Below are 22,034 nucleotides of genomic sequence, written 5' to 3'. Positions count from 1 at the left end.
CAGCAATAATCGTCCGATGGCCGGGGTGGGGGCGCGACAAGGCGCCCAAACACAGGCCGGAAAGGGGGGAAATGGATGGCTCAGACTACCACCGCGCGCCCGCCTTCGGAATGCTTGTCCCCTACTTATTCACAAAAACATCCACAGCTATTGCACAGGCCGGTGAATTCGCGTAGTCCCCAGGGCTTGACGCAGGGTGGGGTACCTCTCTAGAATTTCCGGTTCTTTCCGTCCCATTCATACGAGAGGCCCCAATGGCCACCAAGCGCACCTACCAGCCCAGCAACCTCAAGCGTAAGCGCGACCACGGCTTCCGTGCCCGTATGAAGACCGCTGACGGCCGCAAGATCCTGTCGCGTCGCCGCGCCAAGGGCCGCAAAGTCCTGAGCGCCTGATTGCCATGCCGCACATCGCGGCAGACGCAATCCCTTCGACAGTGAATACTGCAGACCCGCGCAAGCGATTCCCTCGCTCTGCGCGGGTTCGCACGCGTGCCGAATACTCAACGGTCTTCAACGGCGCCCGCCGTGTGTCCGATCCGCTGATGACCCTGCACTGGCTGCCGGCTGACCGGCCGGCCAGGCTGGGTCTGGCGGTTTCCCGCAAGGTCGATCCGAACGCCGTCGGGCGCAACCGGATCAAGCGCGTCCTGCGCGACATCCTGCGTCAGACACGAACCGATATCCAGCCAGGCGACTTTGTCGTCGTGGCCCGTAGTGCTGCGCGTCACGCCAGCAATGACGACATCCGCCAGGCCTTCCTGCGCCTGCTGCGCCGCCTGCGTGCATTGCCCGCGCCGGGCGTGGACGGCACAATGCCGCCGCCTGATGGCATCGCAACTCCCTCTTTGACCGAGCCGGCACCGCGTTCCGGCCCCGCCGAGCCTGTCCGCTGATGAACCAGACCCGCGTATTTCTCATTTTTGCCTGGCTGATGGTGGCCGTGCTGCTGTGGATGGAGTGGAGCCGCGAGCAGGCCGCTCCGACCCCTGCTCCGACGGCCCGTTCGGCCCCGGCCGCGGCGCAGACCGTGCCGGGCGCCGCCGCAGGCAGCGTTCCCAGCGCCCAGGTGCCGGCGGCCCCGGGCCAGGCGCCCACGCAGGCCCAGGCCAGCGCGACCCCGGCCGCCCAGCGCGTGACCGTCACCACCGACGTCCTGCGCCTGGTACTGGACGGGGGCCGCGTGCTCGACGCCGAGCTGCTGCAGTTCCCGCAGACCAAGGATGAAGGCAGCCCGCCGGTCCGCCTGCTGACCGAAGATCCCGCGCATCCGTACAGCGCGATCAGCGGCTGGGCCAGCCAGGACAAGAACGCCCCGGTGCCCGGCGCCGACGGCTTCAAGCTGGTCGGTGACACCCGCGACTTCGTGCTGGCCAAGGGCCAGAACGAACTGCAGATCCCGTTCGTGTGGACCGCCGACAACGGCGTGACCATCAAGCGCACCCTCACTGTCTCGCGCAACGAGTACGCCGTGCGCTTCAAGGATGAAGTCAGCAATGCCGGCGCCACCACGTGGAACGGCTACGTCTACCGCACCCTGGACCGCACCCCGACCATCCTGTCGCGGAGCATGACCAACCCGGATTCCTTCAGCTTCAACGGTGCCACCTGGTACGACAACGACAAAAAATACCAGCGTCGTGCGTTCAAGGATTACCTGGAGGACGGTGCGCTGAACCAGAACATCACCGGCGGCTGGCTGGCGATGCTGCAGCACCACTTCTTCACCGCGTGGATCCCGCAGAAGGACCAGGTCGCCCACTACGTGCTGTCGCAGGTGGACGGTCGTGACCTGATCGAAGCGCGCGGACCGGCCTTTACCCTGGCCCCGGGCCAGTCCACCAGCACCGAAGCGCGCCTGTGGGTCGGCCCCAAGCTGGTCAACCTGATCGCCAAGGAAGACGTGCCGGGCCTGGATCGCGTGGTCGACTACAGCCGTTTCTCGATGATGGCGGTGATCGGCCAGGGCCTGTTCTGGGTGCTCAACCAGGTGCACAAGCTGGTCGGCAACTGGGGCTGGGCGATCGTCGGCCTGGTGGTGCTGCTGAAGCTGGTGCTGTACCCGCTGTCGGCCGTGCAATACAAGAGTGGCGCCAAGATGCGCCGCTTCCAGCCGCGCATCCAGCAGCTGAAGGAACGCTATGGCGATGACCGCCAGAAGTTCCAGACCGCGATGATGGAGCTGTACAAGAAGGAGAAGATCAATCCGATGGGCGGCTGCCTGCCGATCCTCATCCAGATGCCGATCTTCTTCGCCCTGTACTGGGTGCTGGTGGAGTCGGTCGAACTGCGCCAGGCGCCGTGGCTGGGCTGGATCCAGGACCTGACCGCGCGTGACCCGTACTTCATCCTGCCGGTGATCAACGTGGCGGTGATGTGGTTCACCCAGAAGCTCACGCCTGCGCCGGGCATGGACCCGATGCAGCAGAAGATGATGCAGTTCATGCCGCTGGTGTTCGGCGTCATGATGGCCTTCATGCCGTCCGGCCTGGTCCTGTACTGGGTGGTCAACGGCGGCCTGGGCCTGCTGCAGCAGTGGTGGATGACCAAGCGCCATGGCGGCGACCCGGTCCCGGCCACCGCCGCGTCGGCTCCGGTCAAGAAGAAGTAATCGGTAGAATCGGCCGCTGGCCGGCTGACCGCAGCAGAAGCCCGCCGCAAGGCGGGCTTTTCGCATGAGGCGGTAGAATTCCGCGCGTGCGCAACCGGAGACGTTCCAAGCGATGAATGAGGCAGCCCGCACCGACACCATTGTCGCCATCGCCAGCGCGCCAGGTGCAGGTGGCGTCGGCATCCTGCGCCTGTCCGGCCCGCGCGCCGCCGCCATCGCCAACGCACTGGGCGCAACCGGCCTGCGCCCACGTCACGCGCATTACGCACGTCTACGCGACGCCGACGGCGAGGTGATCGACGATGGCATCGTGCTGTGGTTCCCGGCACCGAACAGCTTCACCGGCGAAGAAGTGGTGGAACTGCAGGGCCATGGCAGCCCGGTGTTGCTGCAGCAACTGGTTGCACGCTGCATCGCGCTCGGCGCGCGGCAGGCGCGGCCCGGTGAGTTCAGCGAGCGCGCCTTCCTCAACGGCAAGCTCGATCTGGCTCAGGCCGAGGCCATCGCCGATCTGATCGCTGCGGGCGACAACCGCGCCGCGCGTGCTGCCCGTCGCTCGCTGGACGGGGTGTTCTCGCGGCGCATCGACGCCGTGGTCGAGCAGCTGGTGCTGCTGCGCGTGCATGTGGAAGCGGCCATCGATTTTGTAGATGAGCCGCTGGATACGCTGGGCGGCGCGCAGGTGCGCCGCGGGCTGGAACTGGCACGCAGCGACCTGGCCCTGCTGCGCCGCGATGCCGAGCGTGGCCGTCGCCTGCGCGATGGCCTGCACGCGGTGCTGATCGGCCCGCCTAATGCCGGCAAAAGTTCATTGCTCAATGCGCTTGCCGGCAGCGAACGCGCCATCGTCACCGACATCGCCGGTACCACCCGCGACACGCTGCGCGAGACCATCCGCCTGGATGGACTGGAGCTGACCCTGGTCGATACCGCCGGCCTGCGCGATGGTGGTGATGCCATCGAACGCGAAGGCATGCGCCGCGCGCGCGTGGAGATCGAACGCACCGACCTGGCATTGATCGTGCTGGATGCACGCGATCCGGCGGCGGGCGAGGCGGCCATCGGCGAAGCGGTGCGGGCCGTGCCGCACAAGGTCTACATCCACAACAAGTCGGATCTGCTGCAGGCCGGCCCAACCGTGGACGATCCGGACCGTGTGTTCGTTTCGGCCGCCACCGGTGCCGGACTGGAGGACCTGCACGCGCGCCTGCGCGCGATCGCATCGGCAGGCGCGGGCGAACAGGTGGACGGCGAGTTCTCCGCGCGTACACGGCACGTGGATGCAATCGAGCGTGCGCAGGAACACGCGCAGCGCGCAGATGGTGAGCTGGCCCACGAACACCTGGAACTGGCGGCCGAAGAGCTGCGGCTGGCGCATGACGCGCTGGGTGAGATCACCGGGCAGATGAGCGCCGATGACCTGCTGGGACGGATCTTCTCCAGCTTCTGCATCGGGAAGTAAGCCGGGGTCAGATTCCCGCAGGGGCTCTGACCCCGTTTGCCACATGGGGTGACAGCCGCTGCGGGGATCCGACCCCAGGTCCCCCTCCTGTCACATTGCCGCCGCATACTGCCGCCCATCACCTACCGTTGGGGGACGTTGCAGTGAAGTCGTGGGGTTGTGCGTTGCTGTTGTCGCTGGCCGTGGCACCATCGGTGGCCATGAGTGCTGAATCTTCTCTCCCGGCCGCGGCCAGGGCGTCGGTCTATGGTCATCGCGGCGCCAGCGCGCTGCTGCCGGAACACACCCTGGCTGCGTATGCACAGGCCATCGCCGACGGAGCCGACTACATCGAACCGGACCTGGTGATGACCAGGGACGGGGTGATGGTGGCCCGCCATGAGAACGAGATCGGGGGCACCACCGATGTCGCCTCGCATCCCGAATTCGCCAGCCGCCGCACCCGCAAGGTCATCGACGGGCAGACGGTGGACGGATGGTTCACCGAAGACTTCACCCTGGCCGAGCTGAAGACGCTGTACGCGCGCGAACGCCTGCCCGACCTGCGCAGCACCGCCTACGACGGCCAGTTCCGCATCGCCAGTCTCGATGAAATCCTCGCCTTCCTGGTCCAGCAGGCCGGCCGCGCCAATCGCGGCATCGGTCTGGTGCCGGAGATCAAGCATCCGACCTACTTCCAGTCCATCGGTCTGCCGATGGAAGACAAACTGTTGGCCGCGCTGCGTGGCAATGCCTACACCAACGTCGGCCCGGTCACCATCCAGTCCTTCGAGACCGCCAACCTGCGTTACCTGCGCAGCAAGATCCCGCAGGACAGCAACATCCGCCTGCTGCAGCTGTTGTGGAAGGGCGATACCCAGCCGGCCGACGTCGCCAAGGCCGGGGGCACGCTGACCTACGCACAGATGATGACTCCTGCGGGCCTGAAGGACATCGCGGCCTATGCCGATGGCATCGGTCCTGAACTGCGCTCGATCATTCCGCTGGACGCCAACGGTGCACTGGGAACGCCGACCGCGCTGGTGCGCGATGCGCACGCGGCCGGCCTGATGGTGATCCCGTATACCTTCCGCCCGGAGAATCAGTTCCAGCCCAGCAACCTGCGCAGGGGGGCGGACAACGCGCGCAATGCCGAAGGCTCGATCGCCGAGATGCGCGCCTATCTGGCCACCGGCATCGATGCGTTCTTCACCGATGACCCGGCGCTGGGCCGGCAGGCGGTGGATGGCACTGGCGCGGCGGGCAACGCGGCGAACTGAAGCGTCAACGCCGCCGGGCATGGCCCGGCGCTACCCGGGGTGCCGGGCCATGCCCGGGACCCATCCCACCTCAGCCGCGCGGCTCGTCCGGCCGCCGGAACGGGATGACCACGTAATCCTGCCCTTCGCGCGGCTGCCACAGGACCGGCACACGGTGTGGCGACGGCGGCTCCAGTTCATCGTCGGCCAGCGGTTCTGCGCTCTCTTCCTCGTCCTCCCAGCTGTAGCGCGGACGCGGTGGCAGCGGGTCGGCGGTGCGGAACAGCAGCGCTGCGATGATGCCGGCGAAGGCGCCGCCCATGTGCGATTGCCAGGACACGCCGTCGGCATGCGGCAGGATGGTCATCAGCATGCCACCGTAGAACAGCATGCCGATCAGGCCGGTGGCGATGGCGGCGCGGTCGCGACGCAGCAGGCCGAGGCCGGCGAGCAGGAACATCAGGCCGTGGGTCACGCCACTGGCACCCAGATGGACGCTGCCGGGATTGCCCAGCATCCATGCGCCCACACCCGATCCCAGCCAGAGCAGGGGCAGGGCCCGGACGGTGGCCCTGGGATAGACGCTTCCGGCCAGGGTGCCGAGGATCAGGATCGCGATGCTGTTGGCGGCGATGTGCTCGACCGAGGCATGCAGCAGCGGGCCGCCGAGCAGGCCCTTGGCTTCCAGCGGCGCTACCGCCCAGGGGCGCCAGTCGAACGTGCCCTGCAGGGCGAACACGACCACCAGCACCAGCACGGCGGCCAGGCTGACATTGAACGCCCGCAGGATGCGGAGGCGGTCGTTGCGGGGGGCCGGCACGTCGCCGGCGGGCAGGGGCGCGTTGCTGTTCATACCTCAAGCAATGGCGGTGGCTGGCGCGAAACCAAGGCCACCGCTGCGGGAGAGTGGAAGCGGCCAGCGGGACAATCCCGCTGGCCATGTCTGCCAGCCGCGATCAGGCCTGGCCTTCGCCTTCCTTGGGCGGGTACTTCAGGCTCAGCACGACGGTGGCGGCAATGATCAGCGCGACCACGCCCAGCGAGACCGGGGTCGGGATCTTGAACAGGTCGATGATCATCATCTTGATGCCGATGAAACCCAGCACCAGTGCCAGGCCGTACGGCAGCAGGTGGAAGCGGTCGGCCATGCCGGCCAGCAGGAAGAACATCGCACGCAGGCCCAGGACCGCGAACACGTTGGAGGTCAGCACGATGAACGGATCGGTGGTGATCGCGAAGATCGCCGGGATGCTGTCCACCGCGAAGATCACGTCGGTGACGGCGATCAGGATCAGCACCGCGAACAACGGGGTGAACCAGCGCACGCCGTCGCGCTTCACGCTCAGGGCGTTGCCGGCGTACTCCGGCAGCAGGCGAAGGTGCTTGCGCATCCAGCGCAGGGCCGGGTTGCTCTCCAGGTCCGGCTCCTGTCCGGCGGCAAACCACATCTTCCAGCCGGTGAACAGCAGGAAGGCGCCGAACACGTAGAGCAGCCAATGGAACTGGCTGATCAGCACGCTGCCGGCGAAGATCATGATCGTACGCAGCACGATCGCGCCCAGGATGCCGATGATCAGCACCTTCTGGCGCTGTTCCTCCGGCACCGCGAAGTAGCTCATGATCATCAGGAAGACAAAGATGTTGTCCACCGCCAGCGCCTTCTCGACCAGGTAGCCGGTCAGGAACTCGAGACCGACCTTGTTGGCCACGACCTGGCCGGCCGTCTCATTCAGGTAGTACCAGAGGCCGGCGTTGAACAGCAGGGCCAGCGCGACCCAGCCGATGGACCACCACAGGGCCTCCTTGAAGGTGACCTTGTGCGGGCCACCATGGCGCATCAACACGAGGTCGACCAGCAGGGCGATGACCACCACCGCTGCGAAGCCGCCCCACAACCACATGTTACCGATCGTCTGCATTGGGAATGTCCGTTGGAAAGATGAATGCCAGGCCGGACGGCGAGGATCTGCAACGGAGGATCGGGAGGGGATCCAGGGACAGAGCTTCGCCAGTACGGCGAAGGTCTCGCTCGCAGTTCCAGTCGGCTGGAACTGCCGTTGCACCGGAGCCTGCGGGCTCGAAATGACGGCGACAACGTCTGGGAGCTACTCCCCTTCTGGCGCCGATTCTGCCGTCTGGCCCCGCCGCCGTCAAATGCCGGTTTGCCGGGGTCGGATCCCCAACGGGGCTCCGACCCCGGGGCCGTCGCCACACTGGGGTCAGAGCCCCTGCGGGGATCCGACCCCGGCGCCCGGTTTACAATGGGTGGATGAATACCCCCCTTCCGATTGTCCGCCTCAAGAACGCGTGGCGCTCCAGCCACCCGTGGATCTTCCAGAAACTGGTCGAGAAGCCGACCGTCCGGCCCAAGCCCGGTTCCCTCGTCGACGTGGTCGGGGTGGACGGGGAATTCATCGGGCGCGGGTTCTACAACGGGCACTCGCGCATCGCCGTGCGCATTCTTGAAACCCATCAGGCCGTTGCGGTTGATGCCGGCTGGTTCTCGCGCAAGATCGCCCAGGCGGTGTCGCTGCGCCGTGACGTGCTGAAGCTGGACGCCGTGTCCGACGCCTGGCGCGTGGTGCACAGCGAGGGCGATGGCCTGTCCGGCCTGGTGGTCGATCGCTACGGCGACCTGGTGGTGGTCGAGTTCTTTGCCGCCGGCATGTTCCGCCACCGTGAGTGGATCTACGATGCGCTGCGTGAGCAGTTCCCCGGCTGCCGCTTCCACAGCTTCGCCGACGAACACGTGCAGAAGCAGGAAAGCTTCGATTTCCACGGCAACACCACCACCGAAGCGTCGGTGATCACCGAGTACGGGATCAAGTTCCGCGCCGATCCGGCCGGCGCGCACAAGACCGGCTTCTTCGCCGACCAGCGCGAGAACCGGCAATGGCTGAGCCAGCAGGTGGAAGGCAAGAGCGTGCTCGACCTGTGCTGCAACACCGGCGGCTTCGCGGTCTATGCAGCGGCACGCGGGGCCTCGGACGTGGTCGGCATCGACATCGATGAAGACGTGATCCAGATCGCCAAGGGCAATTCGCGCCTGAACAACGTGCGCCCGAAGTTCATCCAGTCCGATATCTTCCCGTGGCTGCGCGACGCCGCCAACCGCGGTGAGCAGTACGACGTGGTGATCTTGGACCCGGCGAAGATGACCCGCGACCGCGACCAGGTGATCAATGCGCTGAAGAAGTACCTGGACATGAACAAGCTGGCGCTGGGCGTAGTCAAGCCCGGTGGCCTGTTCGCCACCTTCTCCTGCACCGGCCTGGTGGCCGAGGACCAGTTCCTGGACATGCTGCGCCGTGCGGCCTATTTCTCCGGCCGCACCCTGCAGATCCTGAAGGTTGCCGGTGCCGGCGCGGATCATCCGTTCATGGCCCACGTGCAGGAATCGCGTTACCTGAAGGCGGTGTTCTGCCGCGTGGTTGATTGACCGCGTGGCGCTGTAGAGCCGAGCCCACGCTCGGCTGATCTGTCTGACAGCCTCAAGATCCGCCGGGCGTGGCCCGGCGCTACCCAATGCGCGGCCGCAGCGCTATGGTCGGGCTCTTCCCATTGCCGGTGAGAGCCCATGCCGTCGTTGCGCCGTCTGTCCGTGCTGCTTGCCCTGGCGCTGAGCGCGCCGCTGACCGCCCATGCCATCGAGTTCAGCGCGCAGGAGCTTGCGCGTGCCAAGACATTGCAGCAGCGCCTGCTGACGCTCGACAGCCACCTGGATACGCCGGCCAACTTTGGCCGCACCGGCTTCGATATCGAACAGCGCCATGATCGCAATGCGCTGTCACAGGTGGACTACCCGCGCATGGTCGAGGGATCACTGGACGGCGGGTTCTGGGCGATCTACACCGACCAGGGCGACCGCAGCGCCGCCGCCCACCTGGCCGAGCGCGATCACGGCCTGCAGCGCCTGCTGGAAATCCGCGAAATGGTGGCGGCCAACGGCGATCGGTTCGCCCTGGCCCTGACCGCTGACGATGCGGCGCGGATCAAGGCCGCCGGCAAACGCGTGGTCTACATCAGCATGGAGAACGCCAGCCCGCTGGTGGCCGACCCCAGCCTGCTTTCGTTCTATCACCGTGCCGGCCTGCGCCTGCTGAGCACGGTGCATTTCGCCAACAACGAGTTCGCTGATTCTGCGACCGATCCGAAGGGACCGGAGTGGAAAGGCCTGAGCCCGGCCGGCAAGGCGCTGGTGCGCGAGGCGGTGAAGCTCGGCATCGTCATCGACCAGTCGCATGCCTCCGATGCCGTGTTCGACGATCTGCTGGCGATGATGCCGGTGCCGTTCGTGCTCTCGCACAGTTCAGCCAAGGCGGTCTACGACCATCCACGCAACCTCGACGACGCGCGGCTGAAGAAGCTGGCCAAGGCCGGTGGTGTGATCCAGGTCAACGCCTATGGCGGCTATCTGATCGACACCGGCAAGACGGCCGAGCGCAAACAGGCCGAAGAAGCACTCAGCCGGCAGCTGGGAGGCTGGGAAGGCATGGGCATCGAGCAGGGCGTGGCCTTGTTGAAGGCCGAACAGGCACTGGACCACGAACACCCCGTCCGGCACGCCAGCCTGGAGGACTTCTTCGCCCACTTCGAGCACATCCTCCAGGTGGTCGGGCCCGAACACGTGGGCATCGGCCTGGACTGGGACGGCGGCGGCGGCCTGAGTGACCTGCCCGATGTCAGCCAGCTGCCGAAGATCACCGCGTGGCTGCTGCGCAAGGGATACACGGAACAGCAGATCGCCGGCATCTGGGGCGGCAATCTGCTGCGGGTGATGCGGCAGGCGCAGGACTACGCCGCCAAGCAGGGCGGGTAACCGCCCCGCCCGGGCCGGATCTGCGCCGGGCCGTGCCCGGCGCGGTCTGGATCAGCGCGCGATCAGCGCATGGCGACGGCTGTACAGGAAGTACAGCACCAGGCCCGCGACATTCCACAGCAGGAAGTACAGCTGCGTGGTGTGCGGCAGGCTGATGAACAGGTAGATGCAGCCCAGCGCCGCCAGTGGCCCGACGATGAAGGCCAGCGGCGTGCGGAAGGTCCGCTCGCGGTTCGGTTCACGCACGCGCAGCACGACCAGGCAGATGCCTACCGCGGTGAACGCCGCCAGGGTGCCGGCGTTGGCCAATGCCGCGATCTCGTCCAGGCGTGCCACGCCGGCCAGCGCCGACACCACCAGCGCGGTGAACAGCGTGGTGGCCACCGGCGTGCCGGTGCGCGCGCTGACCTTGGACAGGCCACGCGGCAGCAGGCCATCGCGGCTCATGACGAAGAAGATGCGGCTCTGCCCGTACAGGAAGGCCAGCAGCACGGTCGGCAGGGCGATGATCGCGATGACACCGATCACCATCGCCGCGGTGGGGTGGCCGAGCTGGCGCATGATCAGCGCCAGTGGCTCGGCGCTGTGGCCGAACACCGCGTAGCTCATCGCACCCACGGCGGCCAGCGCCACCAGCACGTAGACGATGGTGCAGCCGATCATCGAACCGATGATGCCGATCGACAGGTCGCGGCCCGGGTTCTTGGTCTCCTCGGCAGCGGTGGAGATCGCGTCGAAACCGTAGAAGGCGAAGAAGATGATCGCGGCGGCCGCCATCACGCCTCGCTCGACACCATCCGGACCCAGTGATTTGGCGAAGCCATACGGCATGAACGGCTGCAGGTTGCTGCTGTCGAAGGCCGGCAGTGCCACTGCCACGAAGATGGCCAGCGCGATCAGCTTGAACACCACCAGGATCGCGTTGAGGGTCGCGCTCTCCTTGGTGCCGGCCATCAGCATCAGGGCCACCAGCCAGGTGATGACGATCGCCGGCAGATTGATCATGCCGCCTTCCACGTGCGGACCCGCGGCCAGCGCGGCCGGCAGGGTCACGTCCCAGCCGAACTGGGTGTGGACCCACTCCAGGAAGCCGACGAAGTACCCCGACCAGCCCACGGCCACCGTGCTGACCACCAGCGAGTACTCCAGGATCAGGCTCCAGCCCACCACCCAGGCGAACACCTCGCCCAACGCGCTGTAGCTGTAGGTGTAGGCACTGCCGGCAGCCGGCATCATCGTCGACAGCTCGGCGTAGGACAGGGCCGCGCAGGCGCAGACCGCACCGGCAATGGCGAAGGAGATCAGGACGGCCGGGCCGGCGAGATTGGCACCGACGCCGATCAGCGTGTAGATGCCGGTACCGACGATGGCGCCGATGCCCAGCGCGATCAGGTGCGGCCAGCTGAGTGTCGGGACCAGTCGCCTGCCGGCTTCATGGACGGTGACGGAATCTAGGGACTTGCGCCGGAGCAGGGACATGCAGGCCTCGGAAGGGGTGACTGATAACGACAAGTCTCCGAGTGTGACCGAACGCAGCGCAGCATTACCACTGACGGGGGTCATGCCTGGCGCAGCGCGCGCATGACCGCGACGACACTGCCGGAATCAGCACAAAGGTTGCGGAACGGGCCCGACAGCCGTCGCCGTGCCGGTCAGCCGTTCAGTCCCAGGCGGATGCCGAAGCCGACCAGGAACACTCCGGCCACGCGCCGCAGCGCGTCGCTGACGCGCGGATGCTGGATCAACCGGCGCCGCGCCAGGTTGCCCACCCAGATCAGCAGCGAGCAGTAGGCGATGCTGACCACGAAGATGATCCCCGCCAGCGCGACGAAGGTGGCGATGCCCTGGTGCGCCCTGGGGTCGATGAACAGCGGCAGGAAGGCCATGTAGAACAGGATCGCCTTCGGATTGAGCAGGCTGACCAGGATCGCCTGCTGGAAGTAGCGGCCCGGCTGCATGCGGATCGGGCCGGCATCGCCCCCCTCCGGCCTGGGCGTGCGCAGCAGGCTGATGCCCACCCACACCAGATAGGCCGCGCCCAGGTACTGCACGGCGTGAAAGACCAGCGGGTTGGCCTTCAGCAGGGCCGCCACGCCGGCCAGGGCCAGCCACATCAGGATCTGGTCGCCGACCAGCAGGCCGGCCAGTGCGGTGTAACCACCGCGCACCCCGCCCCGGCCGGTGGCGGTCAACAGGGTGAACGTGCCGGGCCCGGGCAGGGCGAGGAACACCAGCACGGCGACCAGAAACGTCCACAGGTCCTGGATGCCCATCCACGGCATGGCGATGTTCTCTTGCTACGGGGAGCCGGTATTGTCGGCCAGTGCCGCGCGCTGCGACAGGGGGCCGCCGCCGCCCTCGGGCATGCCCGACAGCAGCGGTTGCAGGTGCTGGCGCAGTTGCGCATGCAGCTGCCGCACCGCGGGCGAGAACTGCTTGCGGTGCGGGCAGACCAGCTGCAGTGGGATGTGGCTGCCCACACCGCCAAGCAGCAGCTGCAGGCGCCCGGCGAGCACGTCCTCGCGCAGGTCCAGCCAGGACTTGTAGGTGATGCCCTCACCGGCCACCGCCCAGCGCCGCACCACATCGGCGTCGTCGCACACCAGCGGGCCCTGTACCGGGATCACCACGCGACGGCCGTCGACCTCGAAGGCCCAGCGGTCGTAGGCGCGACCACCGAGCTGGTAGGCCAGGCAGTCGTGATCGCGCAGATCCTCCAGCCGCTGCGGCGTGCCGCGCCGCTGCAGGTAGCCGGGCGACGCCGCCAGCACGCGCCGGTTGCCTTCCAGCAGGGGCAGGGCGACATAGCTGGCATCATCGAAATGCCCGATGCGGATCGCCACATCGACCGGATCGCGGAATACATCAGCCACTTCGTCGGACAGGCGCAGATGCAGCCGCAAGCGCGGATGCATCGCACGGAACCGGGTCAGCCACGGCAGCAGCAGGTTGCGTCCGAAGTCCGACGGGGCAGAGAGCCGCAGCGTGCCATGCAGCTCGGCATCCTCGCCCTGCACCCGGGCCTGGCCTTCGCGCAGGGTCGCCAGCACCTCCTGCGCGTAAGGCAGGTACAGCGCGCCTTCGGCGGTCAGCCGCAGGCTGCGGGTGGTGCGCACGAACAGGCGCAGGTCCAGTTCGCGCTCGAGCCGGGCCACGGCGGCGGCGACCTGTCCGGGCAGCAGGTCGGCCTCGCGCGCGGCCTGCGAGAAGCTGCCCAGTGCGGCGGTACGGACGAACAGCTGCAGGTCGTCGAAGCGGATCATTTTCATTGCAGGAGTGAAAGTCCTGCCCGATTGTGCGCCTTTCCGGCGGACCGTGCGCGGCGCACGCTGTGGCCTCCTTTCCCACTGGACCGCTGCCATGCGCGCCATTGCCTATTCCCATGCCGGCCTGCCGATCGACGATGCACAGGCCCTGATCGATATCGACCTGCCGCTTCCGCAGCCGGGCCCGCGCGACCTCCGGGTGGCGGTGCGCGCGGTGGCGGTGAACCCGGTCGACACCAAGGTCCGCCGCAACATGGCCACCGATGGCCCGCGCGTGCTCGGCTGGGATGCCGTCGGCATCGTCGATGCGGTGGGCAGTGAGGTGACCCTGTTCCAGCCGGGCGACGCGGTGTACTACGCAGGCGTGATCGACCGGTCCGGCAGCAATGCCGAGTACCAGCTGGTGGACGAGCGCAGCGTGGGCCGCAAGCCGGCCAGCCTCGACGATGCGGCCGCCGCAGCCCTGCCGCTGACGGCGATCACGGCCTGGGAGCTGCTGTTCGATCGCCTGCGCATCGCCGAGGGCGCAGGCGAGGGCCAGACCCTGCTGGTGATCGGCGCGGCCGGTGGCGTCGGCTCGATCCTGGTGCAGCTCGCGCGTCGCCTGACCCGCTTGACCGTGATCGGCACCGCCTCGCGCCCGGAGACGCAGGACTGGGTGTACGCGATGGGCGCGCACCATGTGATCGACCACAGCCAGCCACTGGCCGAAGGGCTGGCACGGCTGGGCATCGCGCAGGTGGAGCATGTCGCCAGCCTGACCCACACCGACCAGCATTTCGCGCAGATCGTGGAGGTGCTGGCGCCACAGGGCCAGTTGGGGCTGATCGACGATCCTGGCCAGCTGGATGTGATGGCGCTCAAGCGCAAGGCGCTGTCGCTGCATTGGGAATCGATGTTCACCCGCCCGCTGTACCGGACGCCGGACATGCAGCAGCAGCACGTGCTGTTGAACCGCGTCGCGGACCTGGTCGATGCCGGCGTGCTGCAGACCACGCTGGGCGAGCATTTCGGCCGCATTGAAGCGGCGAGCCTGCGCCGCGCGCATGCCGTGCTGGAGAGTCACCGCGCCAAGGGCAAGATCGTTCTCGAGGGCTGGTAGAGGCCTGTCTGCCTCCTGCAGAGCAAAGCATGACCCGGCCCTGCAGGAGGCCTCGCGGTACGTGCCGCTGCCTCAGGGGTCACCGTTGTCGACGTGTTCGGCGAACCCGGGTCGCGGCCGCAGGCGGTCAAACCAGGCGTCAAGGCAGGGCAGCGCGGGCTTGGCGCCGGGGGTGCTGCGCCAGCGCTGGGTGGACAGGCCGAGCACGATGTCAGCCAGGGTGAAGTCGTCGCCGGTGACATACGCTCCCGTGCCGGCCAGCTGGGCATCCAGCAGACCCATGAGCTCATTCCAGCGGGCTAGGCCGGTCTCGGCGCGGCCGTCGTCGGGATAGTCAGGATGCTGCCGCACGCGCGCCATGAACACGTGGCGCCAAGCGGTGTTGAGGTCGGTCGCCTGCCAGTCCATCCATTGCTCGACCTTCGCACGCGCCTGCGCATCTGCCGGCAGCAGGTCAGCGCGTCCGGCGCGGGAGGCCAGGTAACGGCAGATGCTGTTCGATTCCCACAGCACGAAGCCGCCGTCGCGCAGCACCGGCACCTGCAGGTTCGGATTCAGCCCGGCCAGCCGCCGTGCCGACGGTGCCGGGTCGTGCTCGATGGCCAGCCTGAGCTCGGCGCACAGCCACAGCACCTTGCGTACGTTGATCGACGTGGGCTTTCCGAACAGCGCGAGCATGACCGGGGCGGGACGCAGCAGTTGAGACTGGCCCAGCCTACACTGGTGCCATGCAAACCGAATCCCTGCTCATCGCCGGCCTCCTGTTGGTCGTACTCATCCTGCAGCTGGTCGCCCTGCTGCGCCGCCCACCGCATGATCGGCTGGAGCAGGCCGTACGCGAGGAGGCGCGGACGGGCCGCAGTGAACTGCGCGAACAGTTGGATGGCTTTGCCCGGGCGCTGACCGACCTGTCGACCCGCACCGACCAGCGCCTGGACCTGCTGCGCGAGGCGCTGGGCGAGGATGCACGCAAGGCACGCGCCGAAGCCGCCGACAGCCAGCAGCGCAGCGGCGCCCTGCTGGCGCAGCGGCTGCAGGAACTGCGAGGCCAGCTGGAGAGCTTCGGCCAGCAGCAGGAGGCGCGCATCCATGCCTTCGGCCAGCAGCTGCAGGAACTCACCGGCCGCACCGATGCCCAGCTCGGCGCGCTGCGCCAGACCCTGGTGGACGATGCACGCAAGGGCCGCGAGGAGGGGGCGCTGTCCCAGCAGCGTCTGACCGATAGCCTGGGCCTGCGGCTGCAGGAGCTGACCCAGCGCAATGAACAGCGCATCACCGAGATGCGCGCCACTCTGGAAGAGCAGCTGCGCGCGCTGCAGAACGACAACGCCCAGAAGCTGGAGCAGATGCGCCACACCGTCGATGAGAAGCTGCAGTCGACGCTGGAAACACGACTGGGCCAGTCGTTCACCCTGGTCTCCGAACGCCTGGAGCAGGTGCAGCGCGGGCTGGGCGAGATGCAGCAGCTGGCCACCGGCGTCGGCGACCTCAAGCGCGTGCTGACCAACGTCAAGAACCGCGGCAGCTGGGGTGAAGTGCAGCTGGAGAACATTCTCGAGCAGACCCTGACCCAGGAGCAGTACGCGCGGGGCGTCAAGGTCCGTCCAGACAGTGGCGAGATGGTCGACATCGCCGTGCGCCTGCCGGGCCGCAGGAACGACGACACGCCGGTATGGCTGCCGATCGACTCCAAGTTCCCGCGTGAGGACTATGAGCGCCTGCTCGATGCGCAGGAGCAGGGCGATGCCGAGGGCGTGCGCCTGCAGGGCATCCAGCTTGAGCGCGCGGTGCGGGTGCAGGCCAAGTCGATCTGCGAGAAGTACATCGTGCCGCCGCACACCACGGATTTCGCAGTGATGTTCCTGCCTACCGAGGGCCTGTATGCCGAAGTGATCCGGCGTCCGGGTCTGGTCGACGGCCTGCAGCGCGATCACCGCGTGGTCGTGGCCGGGCCGACCACGGTCACCGCTCTGCTCAACAGCCTGCAGATGGGTTTCCGCACGCTGGCCATCGAGCAGCGGTCCAGCGAGGTGTGGAGCCTGCTGGGGGCGGTGAAGAGCGAATTCGGCAAGTTCGCCGGCATCCTCGAGAAGGCCGAGAAGCAGATCAGCACCGTGGGCCGCAGTATTGGCGACGCCAGCCGCAAGACGCGCACCATCGAGCGCAGGCTGCGCGGAGTGGAATCGCTGGCCACCGAGCAGGCGCAGTCGCTGCTCGGCGACCTGGGCGAAGGGGATGCGGAAGGCAGCGGCGAGGATGACGGGAGTGAAGGCGGGACCGACGCCCGCTGAGCGACGCAGACACCCTGCCGACGGGGGCGATGCGTATGCTGGCGGCCTGTCCATCGCCAACAGGTACCGCCATGCGTTTCCACCTTGCCGCCAGTGCCGCCCTGGCCGCAGTGCTTGCTGCATGCAGCAGTACACCGCCTGCCATGCAGGCCGGTGATGCCCAGCCAGGCCCGGAGGCCACGCAGGCCTATCAGGACGCGCGTGATGTGGACTGCCAGGCCGCCGGTGGCACCCTGCAGCCGCTCGGACGGCTGCAGCGCCTGCAGTGCGTGATTCCGTACGCCGACGCAGGAAAAACCTGCAGCAGCAAGCGTGACTGCACCGGCCAATGCCTGGCCAGCGACGGCATCGCCGCCGGCACGGCAGCCACCGGCACCTGCCAGCGCGACGTCAGCCAGAACTTCGGCTGCCGGCAGCGCATCGACGACGGCAAGGCACAGGGCACGCTCTGCGTGGATTGAGGCGTTCCGGCGCAGCCACGTGGCGCTATGCTGATGGGCCATTCCCCGCTGTTGCCGGAGCACCCCGCGTGAGCACCCCGATCCAGGATATTCCCCTCACCACCATCGACGGCCAGTCGTCCAGTCTTGCCGATTACCAGGGCAAGGTGCTGCTGCTGGTCAACGTCGCTTCCAAGTGCGGCCTGACCCCGCAGTACGAGGGCCTGCAGGCGCTGTATGCGCAGAAGCAGGCACAGGGGCTGGAAGTGCTCGGTTTCCCGGCCAACAATTTCCTTGGCCAGGAGCCGGGCAGCGAGGCGGAGATCCAGCAGTTCTGCCAGCTGACCTACGATGTCACCTTCCCGATGTTCGCCAAGATCAGCGTGGCAGGCGATGACACGCACCCGCTCTACCAGCAGCTGATCGCCGCGCAGCCGCAGGCCATCGGCGAAGGCCCGCTGCGCGAGCGCCTGTCCAGCAAGGAGATTCCAATCCACCCGGCGCCGGCGGTGTTGTGGAACTTCGAGAAGTTCCTGGTGGGCCGCGACGGCGCGGTCATCGCCCGCTTCGCGCCGGATGTGGCCGCCGATGATGCGCGTCTGCGCGAGGCCGTCGACGCCGCACTGGGCGCCTGATCGCCCGCAATGAAAAACCCCGCCGAGGCGGGGTTTTTCATGGGGTGCCGGCAGGACTCAGTTGCCCCACTGCGGCATCGGCATCGCATCGATCGGGATCGGCGAATTGGGATCGTCCTGGCCGCGATTGCGCTTGCCACGCAGATCGTTCTCGATCTGGTAGTTGCGACGTTGCAGCCATGCATCGCGGACCAGCGCGTATTCGTCCACCGCCGAACTGCGCAGATCGTCCACCGCCAGCAGCTGCGCGCGGCTGTCGACCAGCTGCAGGCCCTGCAGGCCGATGCGGACCTTGTCCTCTTCGATGTTGCGGATCGGCGAGAGCGGCATGTCGCCGGCCAGGCCGAACACATCACGCACGGTGCGGGGACCGAAGAACGGCAGCTCGACGTAGCGCGAGCGACGCCAGCCCCATGCACCCAGCGTCTGGCCGAAGTCTTCCTTGCGGTTGGCGACCATCGCCTTGCTGGCCGGATCGAACAGGCCACCGATACCCAGCGTCGAGTTCATCAGGAAGCGACCCAGCGTGTCCCAGGCATCATCCGGACGGCCCTGCAGCAACTGGTTGACGATCGTTACCGGCGAGCGCAGGTTGCTGAAGAAGTTGCTCACACCGGTGCGGGCAAAGCGTGGCACCACGTGGGTGTAAGCCGTCGCCAGCGGTCGCGCGACGGCATTGTCGACCGCCACGTTGAACCGGTGCACCTTGCGGTTGAACGGTTCCCACGGGTCGTAGGCCACCGCGTTGCCGGCCGCACCGTCGGCGCCGTACAGCGCGTCGAAATCATCGTCGCCGCCGGGCTGCGCAGCGGCAGCCGAGGCACTGGTTCCAGCAGACGCGTCCGTGGCCGGAGGCGTATTGGCCGTGGCCGTTTCGCCGCTGGCCACGGGGGTGGGCTCCGCTGCCGGTGCGGGGGCATCGGTGGCGGTATCGGTGGCGGCGGTCGGGCTGGCCGGAACCAGCGTATCGGCAACCGGCGCATCGCTGCGCGCGGGCTTGCCGGCACAGGCGCTGAGCGCGGCGGCCAGGACGATCAGGGGGAGAGCGCGTACGACGTTCATGTCAGCTCGCAGCAGAAGTAGCGTTGAAATCCAGGTCGGGCGACAGCCGGTAGGCTGCGCTCAGTTCGTTGTAGCCGGCGGGCATGCCGGAGATCACCAGGGGGTGGCCGGCCTTGCGCGCGCGCGCGGCCAGTTCGGCCAGCAGGGCCAGGCCGGCGCTGTCCACGCGCTCGACCTCGCCCAGTTCCAGCCGTGCCAGCTGCGCCGGCAACGCCTGCAGCTGCGGCCACAGGGCAATCACTGCGGCACGATCCAGCGCCCCGCGCAGGCGCAGGGTGCCGCCTTCCAGCAGTGCCAGCGCGTTACTTGCCATTGCCGGCCGGTCCGGCCTGGATGCTGCCGCTGTGCAGTTCGTTGGCCACCTGGCGGATGCCCTTCTGGCGCAGGGGACTGTCGAACTGGTTGCGGAAGGTCTGCACGTAGGAGATGCCCTCGATGTTGACGTCGAAGATCTTCCACTGGCCGTTCACGTTGCGCATCCAGTACTCGACGGGCGTCGGTTCGTTGCCCGCACGCACCAGCTCGGTGCTCACGCGCACGCCGCGGTTGCCGGGCAGCGGGCTTTCACCCTTCAGGCGGAAGCTCGGCCTGCCCTGGATGTTCAGCAGGGCCGAACCGTAGCGCTGCATCAGGCTGTCGGCCATCGCATCGGCGAACAGCTTGATGTCCGCATCCGACGCGCCGCGTGCATGCGTGCCCAGCACCAGGCGCGCCGCGTAGTCGCGGTCGAAGGTGCGGTTCAGTTCGCTGTCGATGTAGGAGCGCAGGCTGGACGGATTGCTGCTGAACTCGCTCTTGCGCTGCTGCAGGGTGGACAGGATGCGGCTGCTGGCATCGATCACCACTTTGCCGGCCTGGGCCTGCGGAGCGGCGGCAGCGGGGGCCGCGGCCTGCGCCTGGGCGAGCAACGGGGTCGCCAGCAGCAGCGAGGACGCGAGCAGGGCCGGGATCAGTTTCATCTTCATGGTTGCGGTTCCTTTGCAGGCGCCTGTGCGCCATCGTTGGGCTTCGGGTCTGCGCCGCCGCCGGCGCCGCCACTGAACATGTACTTGCCGACCAGCTGGATCAGGTCCACTGCCGGCTGGGTGAAGACGATCTCCTCACCGGGCTTGAGCACTTCCGGATCACCACCGGGCTGAAGACCGATATAGCTCTCGCCCAGCAAACCACTGGTGAAGATGCCGGCCGAGGTATCCGCCGGCAGGTCCTTGACCTTGCTGTCCATGCGCAGGGTCACGATGGATTCGAACTTGACCGGGTCCAGGTCGATTGCGGCAACCTGGCCGACGGTAACGCCGCCGATCTTGACCGGCGCCTGCTTGCGCAGCTGGCCGACCTGGGAGAAGCGCGCCTTCAGCTCGTAGCCGTCACCGCCCCAGCTCCAGCGCTGGTTGGTGGAAGCCACGGCCAGCACCAGCAGCGACGCCAGGGCCAGCAGCAGGAATGCGCCGACGGAGAATTCGAGTCTGGGACCGCGGATGGCCATGGGGAGTACCTGATCGAGTCGTTGTGGCCGCGCGCACCGCGCACCGCCGATGGAAGGGTTAGGTGAACAGCATTGCCGACAGCACGAAGTTGAACATCAGCACCAGCAGGGAGGCATTGACCACCGCACGGGTGGTGGCCACCGAAGTGCCTTCGATGGTCGGCTCGGCGTGGAAACCGACATAGGCGGCGACCAGGGCTGCAGTGCCGCCGAAGATCGCCGACTTCAGCATCGCCACGCCGAAATCGTCCCAGAAGTCGACACTGTTGCGCAGCGCCGACCAGAACACGCCATTGTCCAGGCCGAGCACGTGCACCGCTTCGAAGTAGCTGGCGCTGATCGCCAGCGAACAGAAGATGCCGGTCAGCAGCGGCACGGTCAGCACGGCTGCCCAGAAGCGCGGCGCCACGGCCTTGGCCACCGGGTCGATCGCCATCAGCTCCAGTGCCTTGATCTGGTCGGTGGCGCGCATCAGGCCCAGTTCGGCGGCGATCGAGCTGCCGGCACGGCCGATGAACAGCAGCGCGGTCAGCACCGGGGCCAGTTCACGGTAGAGCGACAAGCCGAGCAGGGTCGACAGGGCATCGGCCGCGCCGAAGGTGGTCAGCGTGCGGTAGCCCTGCAGGGTCAACACCAGACCGACGAAGGCGCCGCCGACAGCGATGATCGGCAGCGAGCGCGCGCCGATCTTGTAGATCTCGCGGGTCAGTTCGCTCAGGAAATCACGGGTCGGCAGCGAACCGCGCAGCACGGTCAGCGAGAACAGGCCGGCGCGGCCCAGCGAGCGGGTGGCTTGGATGAAGGGCATCAGGCGACCCTCGCGCGCGGCTCGGCGTCGAACGGGATGGGGCCATCGGGCTGGCCGTGCAGGAACTGACGCAGCAACGGGTCCTGGCCGGACTGCAGCGCGTCGGGCGTGCCCTGGAAGACGATGCCGCCGTTGGCGATGGCGATCACCTGGTCGCAGATCGGCAGCGTCTCGTGCACGTGGTGGCTGACGATGATGCTGGTCAGTCCCAGGCTGTGGTTGAGACGCTGGATCAGGCTCATGATCACCCCGGACGCGATCGGGTCCAGCCCGGTCAGCGGCTCGTCATAGATCATCAGCGGCGGATCCAGCGCCAGCGCACGGGCCAGCGCCACGCGGCGCGCCATGCCGCCGGACAGCTCGCGCGGCCAGGCATCGGCCGCGGCCAGCAATCCCACCGCGTGCAGCTTCATCTGCACCAGCCGGCGCAGCACCGCCGCCGGCAGGCGGGTGTGGGTGCGCAGCGGCAGGGCGACGTTCTCGGCCACGGTGAGGTCGGTCAGCAGGCCATTGCCCTGCAGCAGGACGCCGACGCTCTTGCGCATCTCCAGCAGCTCGGCGCTGCGGTGCGGGATCGGCTTGCCGAACAGGGTGATATCGCCGGCCGCCGGGCGCAGTTCGCCGGTCAGCGCGGCCAGCAGGGTCGACTTGCCGCTGCCGGAGGGACCGAGCACGGCGGTGATGCTGCCCTTCGGCACCTGCAGGGAAACGTCGCGCAGGATCGTGCGTCCGCTCCGGTCGATGCGGACGTTGGACAACTGCACCAGACTGGAGGTGGAAGCCGACATGGGCACCATTAACATTTTTTCGACATC

Annotated in this window: 23 protein-coding genes; 11 read left to right on the top strand and 12 right to left on the bottom strand. The window is 67.6% G+C overall.

Annotated elements, in window-relative coordinates; translation table 11 throughout:
• The first annotated feature begins 254 nt into the window (after positions 1–254).
• The 5 genes from rpmH to ACZLIF_RS20400 all read left to right on the top strand — a co-directional run bounded on the left by rpmH (position 255) and on the right by ACZLIF_RS20400 (position 5,331).
• Entirely contained in the window at positions 255–395 is a 141-nt protein-coding gene (gene rpmH / locus ACZLIF_RS20420) for a 50S ribosomal protein L34 (RefSeq protein WP_005411729.1), read from the top strand.
• Positions 396–400: 5 nt separating this feature from the next.
• On the top strand, positions 401–895 hold the full coding sequence (gene rnpA, locus ACZLIF_RS20415; RefSeq protein ID WP_080375251.1) for a ribonuclease P protein component: 495 nt from the start codon (positions 401–403) through the stop codon (positions 893–895).
• Positions 895–2,610 carry a membrane protein insertase YidC gene (gene yidC, locus ACZLIF_RS20410; protein WP_128987814.1) on the top strand — a complete coding sequence of 572 codons (1,716 nt, stop codon included), beginning with the start codon at positions 895–897 and terminating at the stop codon, positions 2,608–2,610. The genes rnpA and yidC overlap by 1 nt, the downstream gene beginning before the upstream one ends.
• Before the next feature lie 112 nt (positions 2,611–2,722).
• Positions 2,723–4,072, top strand: a complete 1,350-nt coding sequence (mnmE, locus tag ACZLIF_RS20405; RefSeq protein WP_128987813.1) for a tRNA uridine-5-carboxymethylaminomethyl(34) synthesis GTPase MnmE — start codon at positions 2,723–2,725, stop codon at positions 4,070–4,072.
• Between the two features lie 143 nt (positions 4,073–4,215).
• On the top strand, positions 4,216–5,331 hold the full coding sequence (locus ACZLIF_RS20400) for a glycerophosphodiester phosphodiesterase (RefSeq protein WP_065182139.1): 1,116 nt from the start codon (positions 4,216–4,218) through the stop codon (positions 5,329–5,331).
• Positions 5,332–5,401: 70 nt separating this feature from the next.
• Here the strand turns inward: ACZLIF_RS20400 and ACZLIF_RS20395 are convergent, their stop codons facing one another.
• Positions 5,402–6,163 (bottom strand): rhomboid family intramembrane serine protease, encoded by a 762-nt coding sequence (locus ACZLIF_RS20395; protein ID WP_128987812.1) that lies wholly within the window; start codon positions 6,161–6,163, stop codon positions 5,402–5,404.
• Positions 6,164–6,266: 103 nt separating this feature from the next.
• A complete protein-coding gene (locus ACZLIF_RS20390; RefSeq protein WP_053517229.1) occupies positions 6,267–7,229 on the bottom strand; it encodes a TerC family protein in 963 nt (320 codons plus the stop codon).
• 350 nt (positions 7,230–7,579) lie between these two features.
• Here ACZLIF_RS20390 and ACZLIF_RS20385 point away from each other — a divergent pair, with 350 nt between their 5' ends.
• On the top strand, positions 7,580–8,749 hold the full coding sequence (locus ACZLIF_RS20385; protein WP_128987811.1) for a class I SAM-dependent rRNA methyltransferase: 1,170 nt from the start codon (positions 7,580–7,582) through the stop codon (positions 8,747–8,749).
• A 138-nt stretch (positions 8,750–8,887) separates the two neighbouring features.
• Complete coding sequence (locus tag ACZLIF_RS20380; protein WP_478462231.1) at positions 8,888–10,129, top strand: dipeptidase; 1,242 nt, start codon at positions 8,888–8,890, stop codon at positions 10,127–10,129.
• 51 nt (positions 10,130–10,180) lie between these two features.
• Here ACZLIF_RS20380 and ACZLIF_RS20375 read toward each other — a convergent pair whose 3' ends face one another.
• The 3 genes from ACZLIF_RS20375 to ACZLIF_RS20365 form a co-directional block, all read right to left on the bottom strand.
• The gene (locus ACZLIF_RS20375) at positions 10,181–11,608 is read right to left on the bottom strand and encodes an amino acid permease (RefSeq protein WP_053517233.1); all 1,428 of its coding nucleotides are present in this window, start codon (positions 11,606–11,608) and stop codon (positions 10,181–10,183) included.
• A gap of 173 nt (positions 11,609–11,781) precedes the next feature.
• Positions 11,782–12,411, bottom strand: a complete 630-nt coding sequence (gene leuE, locus ACZLIF_RS20370; protein ID WP_128987810.1) for a leucine efflux protein LeuE — start codon at positions 12,409–12,411, stop codon at positions 11,782–11,784.
• A 15-nt stretch (positions 12,412–12,426) separates the two neighbouring features.
• The gene (locus tag ACZLIF_RS20365) at positions 12,427–13,398 is read right to left on the bottom strand and encodes a LysR family transcriptional regulator (RefSeq protein ID WP_111187101.1); all 972 of its coding nucleotides are present in this window, start codon (positions 13,396–13,398) and stop codon (positions 12,427–12,429) included.
• A 91-nt stretch (positions 13,399–13,489) separates the two neighbouring features.
• Between ACZLIF_RS20365 and ACZLIF_RS20360 the strand changes: the two genes are divergently transcribed.
• On the top strand, positions 13,490–14,497 hold the full coding sequence (locus ACZLIF_RS20360) for a zinc-binding alcohol dehydrogenase family protein (protein WP_053517237.1): 1,008 nt from the start codon (positions 13,490–13,492) through the stop codon (positions 14,495–14,497).
• A gap of 72 nt (positions 14,498–14,569) precedes the next feature.
• Here ACZLIF_RS20360 and ACZLIF_RS20355 read toward each other — a convergent pair whose 3' ends face one another.
• Positions 14,570–15,175 (bottom strand): glutathione S-transferase family protein, encoded by a 606-nt coding sequence (locus tag ACZLIF_RS20355; protein ID WP_053517238.1) that lies wholly within the window; start codon positions 15,173–15,175, stop codon positions 14,570–14,572.
• 50 nt (positions 15,176–15,225) lie between these two features.
• On the opposite strand from ACZLIF_RS20355, the gene ACZLIF_RS20350 reads away from it, so the two are divergent.
• From ACZLIF_RS20350 to ACZLIF_RS20340, 3 genes are all read left to right on the top strand, one after another.
• On the top strand, positions 15,226–16,788 hold the full coding sequence (locus ACZLIF_RS20350) for a DNA recombination protein RmuC (RefSeq protein ID WP_053517239.1): 1,563 nt from the start codon (positions 15,226–15,228) through the stop codon (positions 16,786–16,788).
• Positions 16,789–16,859: 71 nt separating this feature from the next.
• On the top strand, positions 16,860–17,249 hold the full coding sequence (locus ACZLIF_RS20345) for a hypothetical protein (RefSeq protein ID WP_053517240.1): 390 nt from the start codon (positions 16,860–16,862) through the stop codon (positions 17,247–17,249).
• A 68-nt stretch (positions 17,250–17,317) separates the two neighbouring features.
• Entirely contained in the window at positions 17,318–17,863 is a 546-nt protein-coding gene (locus ACZLIF_RS20340) for a glutathione peroxidase (protein ID WP_053517241.1), read from the top strand.
• Between the two features lie 57 nt (positions 17,864–17,920).
• Here ACZLIF_RS20340 and ACZLIF_RS20335 read toward each other — a convergent pair whose 3' ends face one another.
• Genes ACZLIF_RS20335 through ACZLIF_RS20310 form a run of 6 tightly spaced genes read right to left on the bottom strand, consistent with a single transcriptional unit; the run spans position 17,921 to position 22,007 of the window.
• Positions 17,921–18,925: an MlaA family lipoprotein gene (locus tag ACZLIF_RS20335; RefSeq protein WP_065174059.1), complete on the bottom strand. Its 1,005-nt coding sequence runs from the start codon at positions 18,923–18,925 to the stop codon at positions 17,921–17,923.
• A 1-nt stretch (position 18,926) separates the two neighbouring features.
• Entirely contained in the window at positions 18,927–19,238 is a 312-nt protein-coding gene (locus ACZLIF_RS20330) for an STAS domain-containing protein (RefSeq protein ID WP_053517244.1), read from the bottom strand.
• Entirely contained in the window at positions 19,228–19,890 is a 663-nt protein-coding gene (locus tag ACZLIF_RS20325) for an MlaC/ttg2D family ABC transporter substrate-binding protein (RefSeq protein ID WP_053517245.1), read from the bottom strand. The genes ACZLIF_RS20330 and ACZLIF_RS20325 overlap by 11 nt, the downstream gene beginning before the upstream one ends.
• The gene (mlaD, locus tag ACZLIF_RS20320) at positions 19,887–20,411 is read right to left on the bottom strand and encodes an outer membrane lipid asymmetry maintenance protein MlaD (protein WP_053517247.1); all 525 of its coding nucleotides are present in this window, start codon (positions 20,409–20,411) and stop codon (positions 19,887–19,889) included. The genes ACZLIF_RS20325 and mlaD overlap by 4 nt, the downstream gene beginning before the upstream one ends.
• A gap of 58 nt (positions 20,412–20,469) precedes the next feature.
• Complete coding sequence (locus tag ACZLIF_RS20315; protein WP_053517248.1) at positions 20,470–21,219, bottom strand: MlaE family lipid ABC transporter permease subunit; 750 nt, start codon at positions 21,217–21,219, stop codon at positions 20,470–20,472.
• Positions 21,219–22,007 (bottom strand): ABC transporter ATP-binding protein, encoded by a 789-nt coding sequence (locus ACZLIF_RS20310; RefSeq protein ID WP_128987809.1) that lies wholly within the window; start codon positions 22,005–22,007, stop codon positions 21,219–21,221. Before ACZLIF_RS20310 ends, ACZLIF_RS20315 begins: the two co-directional genes overlap by 1 nt.
• Positions 22,008–22,034: the final 27 nt, after the last annotated feature.

This window comes from Stenotrophomonas sp. 2201_Sma, from assembly GCF_056486685.1.
This window is presented reverse-complemented; position numbering and strand designations above follow the sequence as displayed.

Coding starts and splice junctions, on each gene's coding strand:
- rpmH (WP_005411729.1), top strand. CDS start 255: ATGGCCACCAAGCGCACCTACCAGCCCAGCAACCTCAAGCGTAAGCGC.
- rnpA (WP_080375251.1), top strand. CDS start 401: ATGCCGCACATCGCGGCAGACGCAATCCCTTCGACAGTGAATACTGCA.
- yidC (WP_128987814.1), top strand. CDS start 895: ATGAACCAGACCCGCGTATTTCTCATTTTTGCCTGGCTGATGGTGGCC.
- mnmE (WP_128987813.1), top strand. CDS start 2,723: ATGAATGAGGCAGCCCGCACCGACACCATTGTCGCCATCGCCAGCGCG.
- ACZLIF_RS20395 (WP_128987812.1), bottom strand. CDS start 6,163: ATGAACAGCAACGCGCCCCTGCCCGCCGGCGACGTGCCGGCCCCCCGC.
- ACZLIF_RS20390 (WP_053517229.1), bottom strand. CDS start 7,229: ATGCAGACGATCGGTAACATGTGGTTGTGGGGCGGCTTCGCAGCGGTG.
- ACZLIF_RS20385 (WP_128987811.1), top strand. CDS start 7,580: ATGAATACCCCCCTTCCGATTGTCCGCCTCAAGAACGCGTGGCGCTCC.
- ACZLIF_RS20380 (WP_478462231.1), top strand. CDS start 8,888: ATGCCGTCGTTGCGCCGTCTGTCCGTGCTGCTTGCCCTGGCGCTGAGC.
- ACZLIF_RS20375 (WP_053517233.1), bottom strand. CDS start 11,608: ATGTCCCTGCTCCGGCGCAAGTCCCTAGATTCCGTCACCGTCCATGAA.
- leuE (WP_128987810.1), bottom strand. CDS start 12,411: ATGCCGTGGATGGGCATCCAGGACCTGTGGACGTTTCTGGTCGCCGTG.
- ACZLIF_RS20365 (WP_111187101.1), bottom strand. CDS start 13,398: ATGAAAATGATCCGCTTCGACGACCTGCAGCTGTTCGTCCGTACCGCC.
- ACZLIF_RS20360 (WP_053517237.1), top strand. CDS start 13,490: ATGCGCGCCATTGCCTATTCCCATGCCGGCCTGCCGATCGACGATGCA.
- ACZLIF_RS20355 (WP_053517238.1), bottom strand. CDS start 15,175: ATGCTCGCGCTGTTCGGAAAGCCCACGTCGATCAACGTACGCAAGGTG.
- ACZLIF_RS20350 (WP_053517239.1), top strand. CDS start 15,226: ATGCAAACCGAATCCCTGCTCATCGCCGGCCTCCTGTTGGTCGTACTC.
- ACZLIF_RS20345 (WP_053517240.1), top strand. CDS start 16,860: ATGCGTTTCCACCTTGCCGCCAGTGCCGCCCTGGCCGCAGTGCTTGCT.
- ACZLIF_RS20335 (WP_065174059.1), bottom strand. CDS start 18,925: ATGAACGTCGTACGCGCTCTCCCCCTGATCGTCCTGGCCGCCGCGCTC.
- ACZLIF_RS20330 (WP_053517244.1), bottom strand. CDS start 19,238: ATGGCAAGTAACGCGCTGGCACTGCTGGAAGGCGGCACCCTGCGCCTG.
- ACZLIF_RS20325 (WP_053517245.1), bottom strand. CDS start 19,890: ATGAAGATGAAACTGATCCCGGCCCTGCTCGCGTCCTCGCTGCTGCTG.
- mlaD (WP_053517247.1), bottom strand. CDS start 20,411: ATGGCCATCCGCGGTCCCAGACTCGAATTCTCCGTCGGCGCATTCCTG.
- ACZLIF_RS20315 (WP_053517248.1), bottom strand. CDS start 21,219: ATGCCCTTCATCCAAGCCACCCGCTCGCTGGGCCGCGCCGGCCTGTTC.
- ACZLIF_RS20310 (WP_128987809.1), bottom strand. CDS start 22,007: ATGTCGGCTTCCACCTCCAGTCTGGTGCAGTTGTCCAACGTCCGCATC.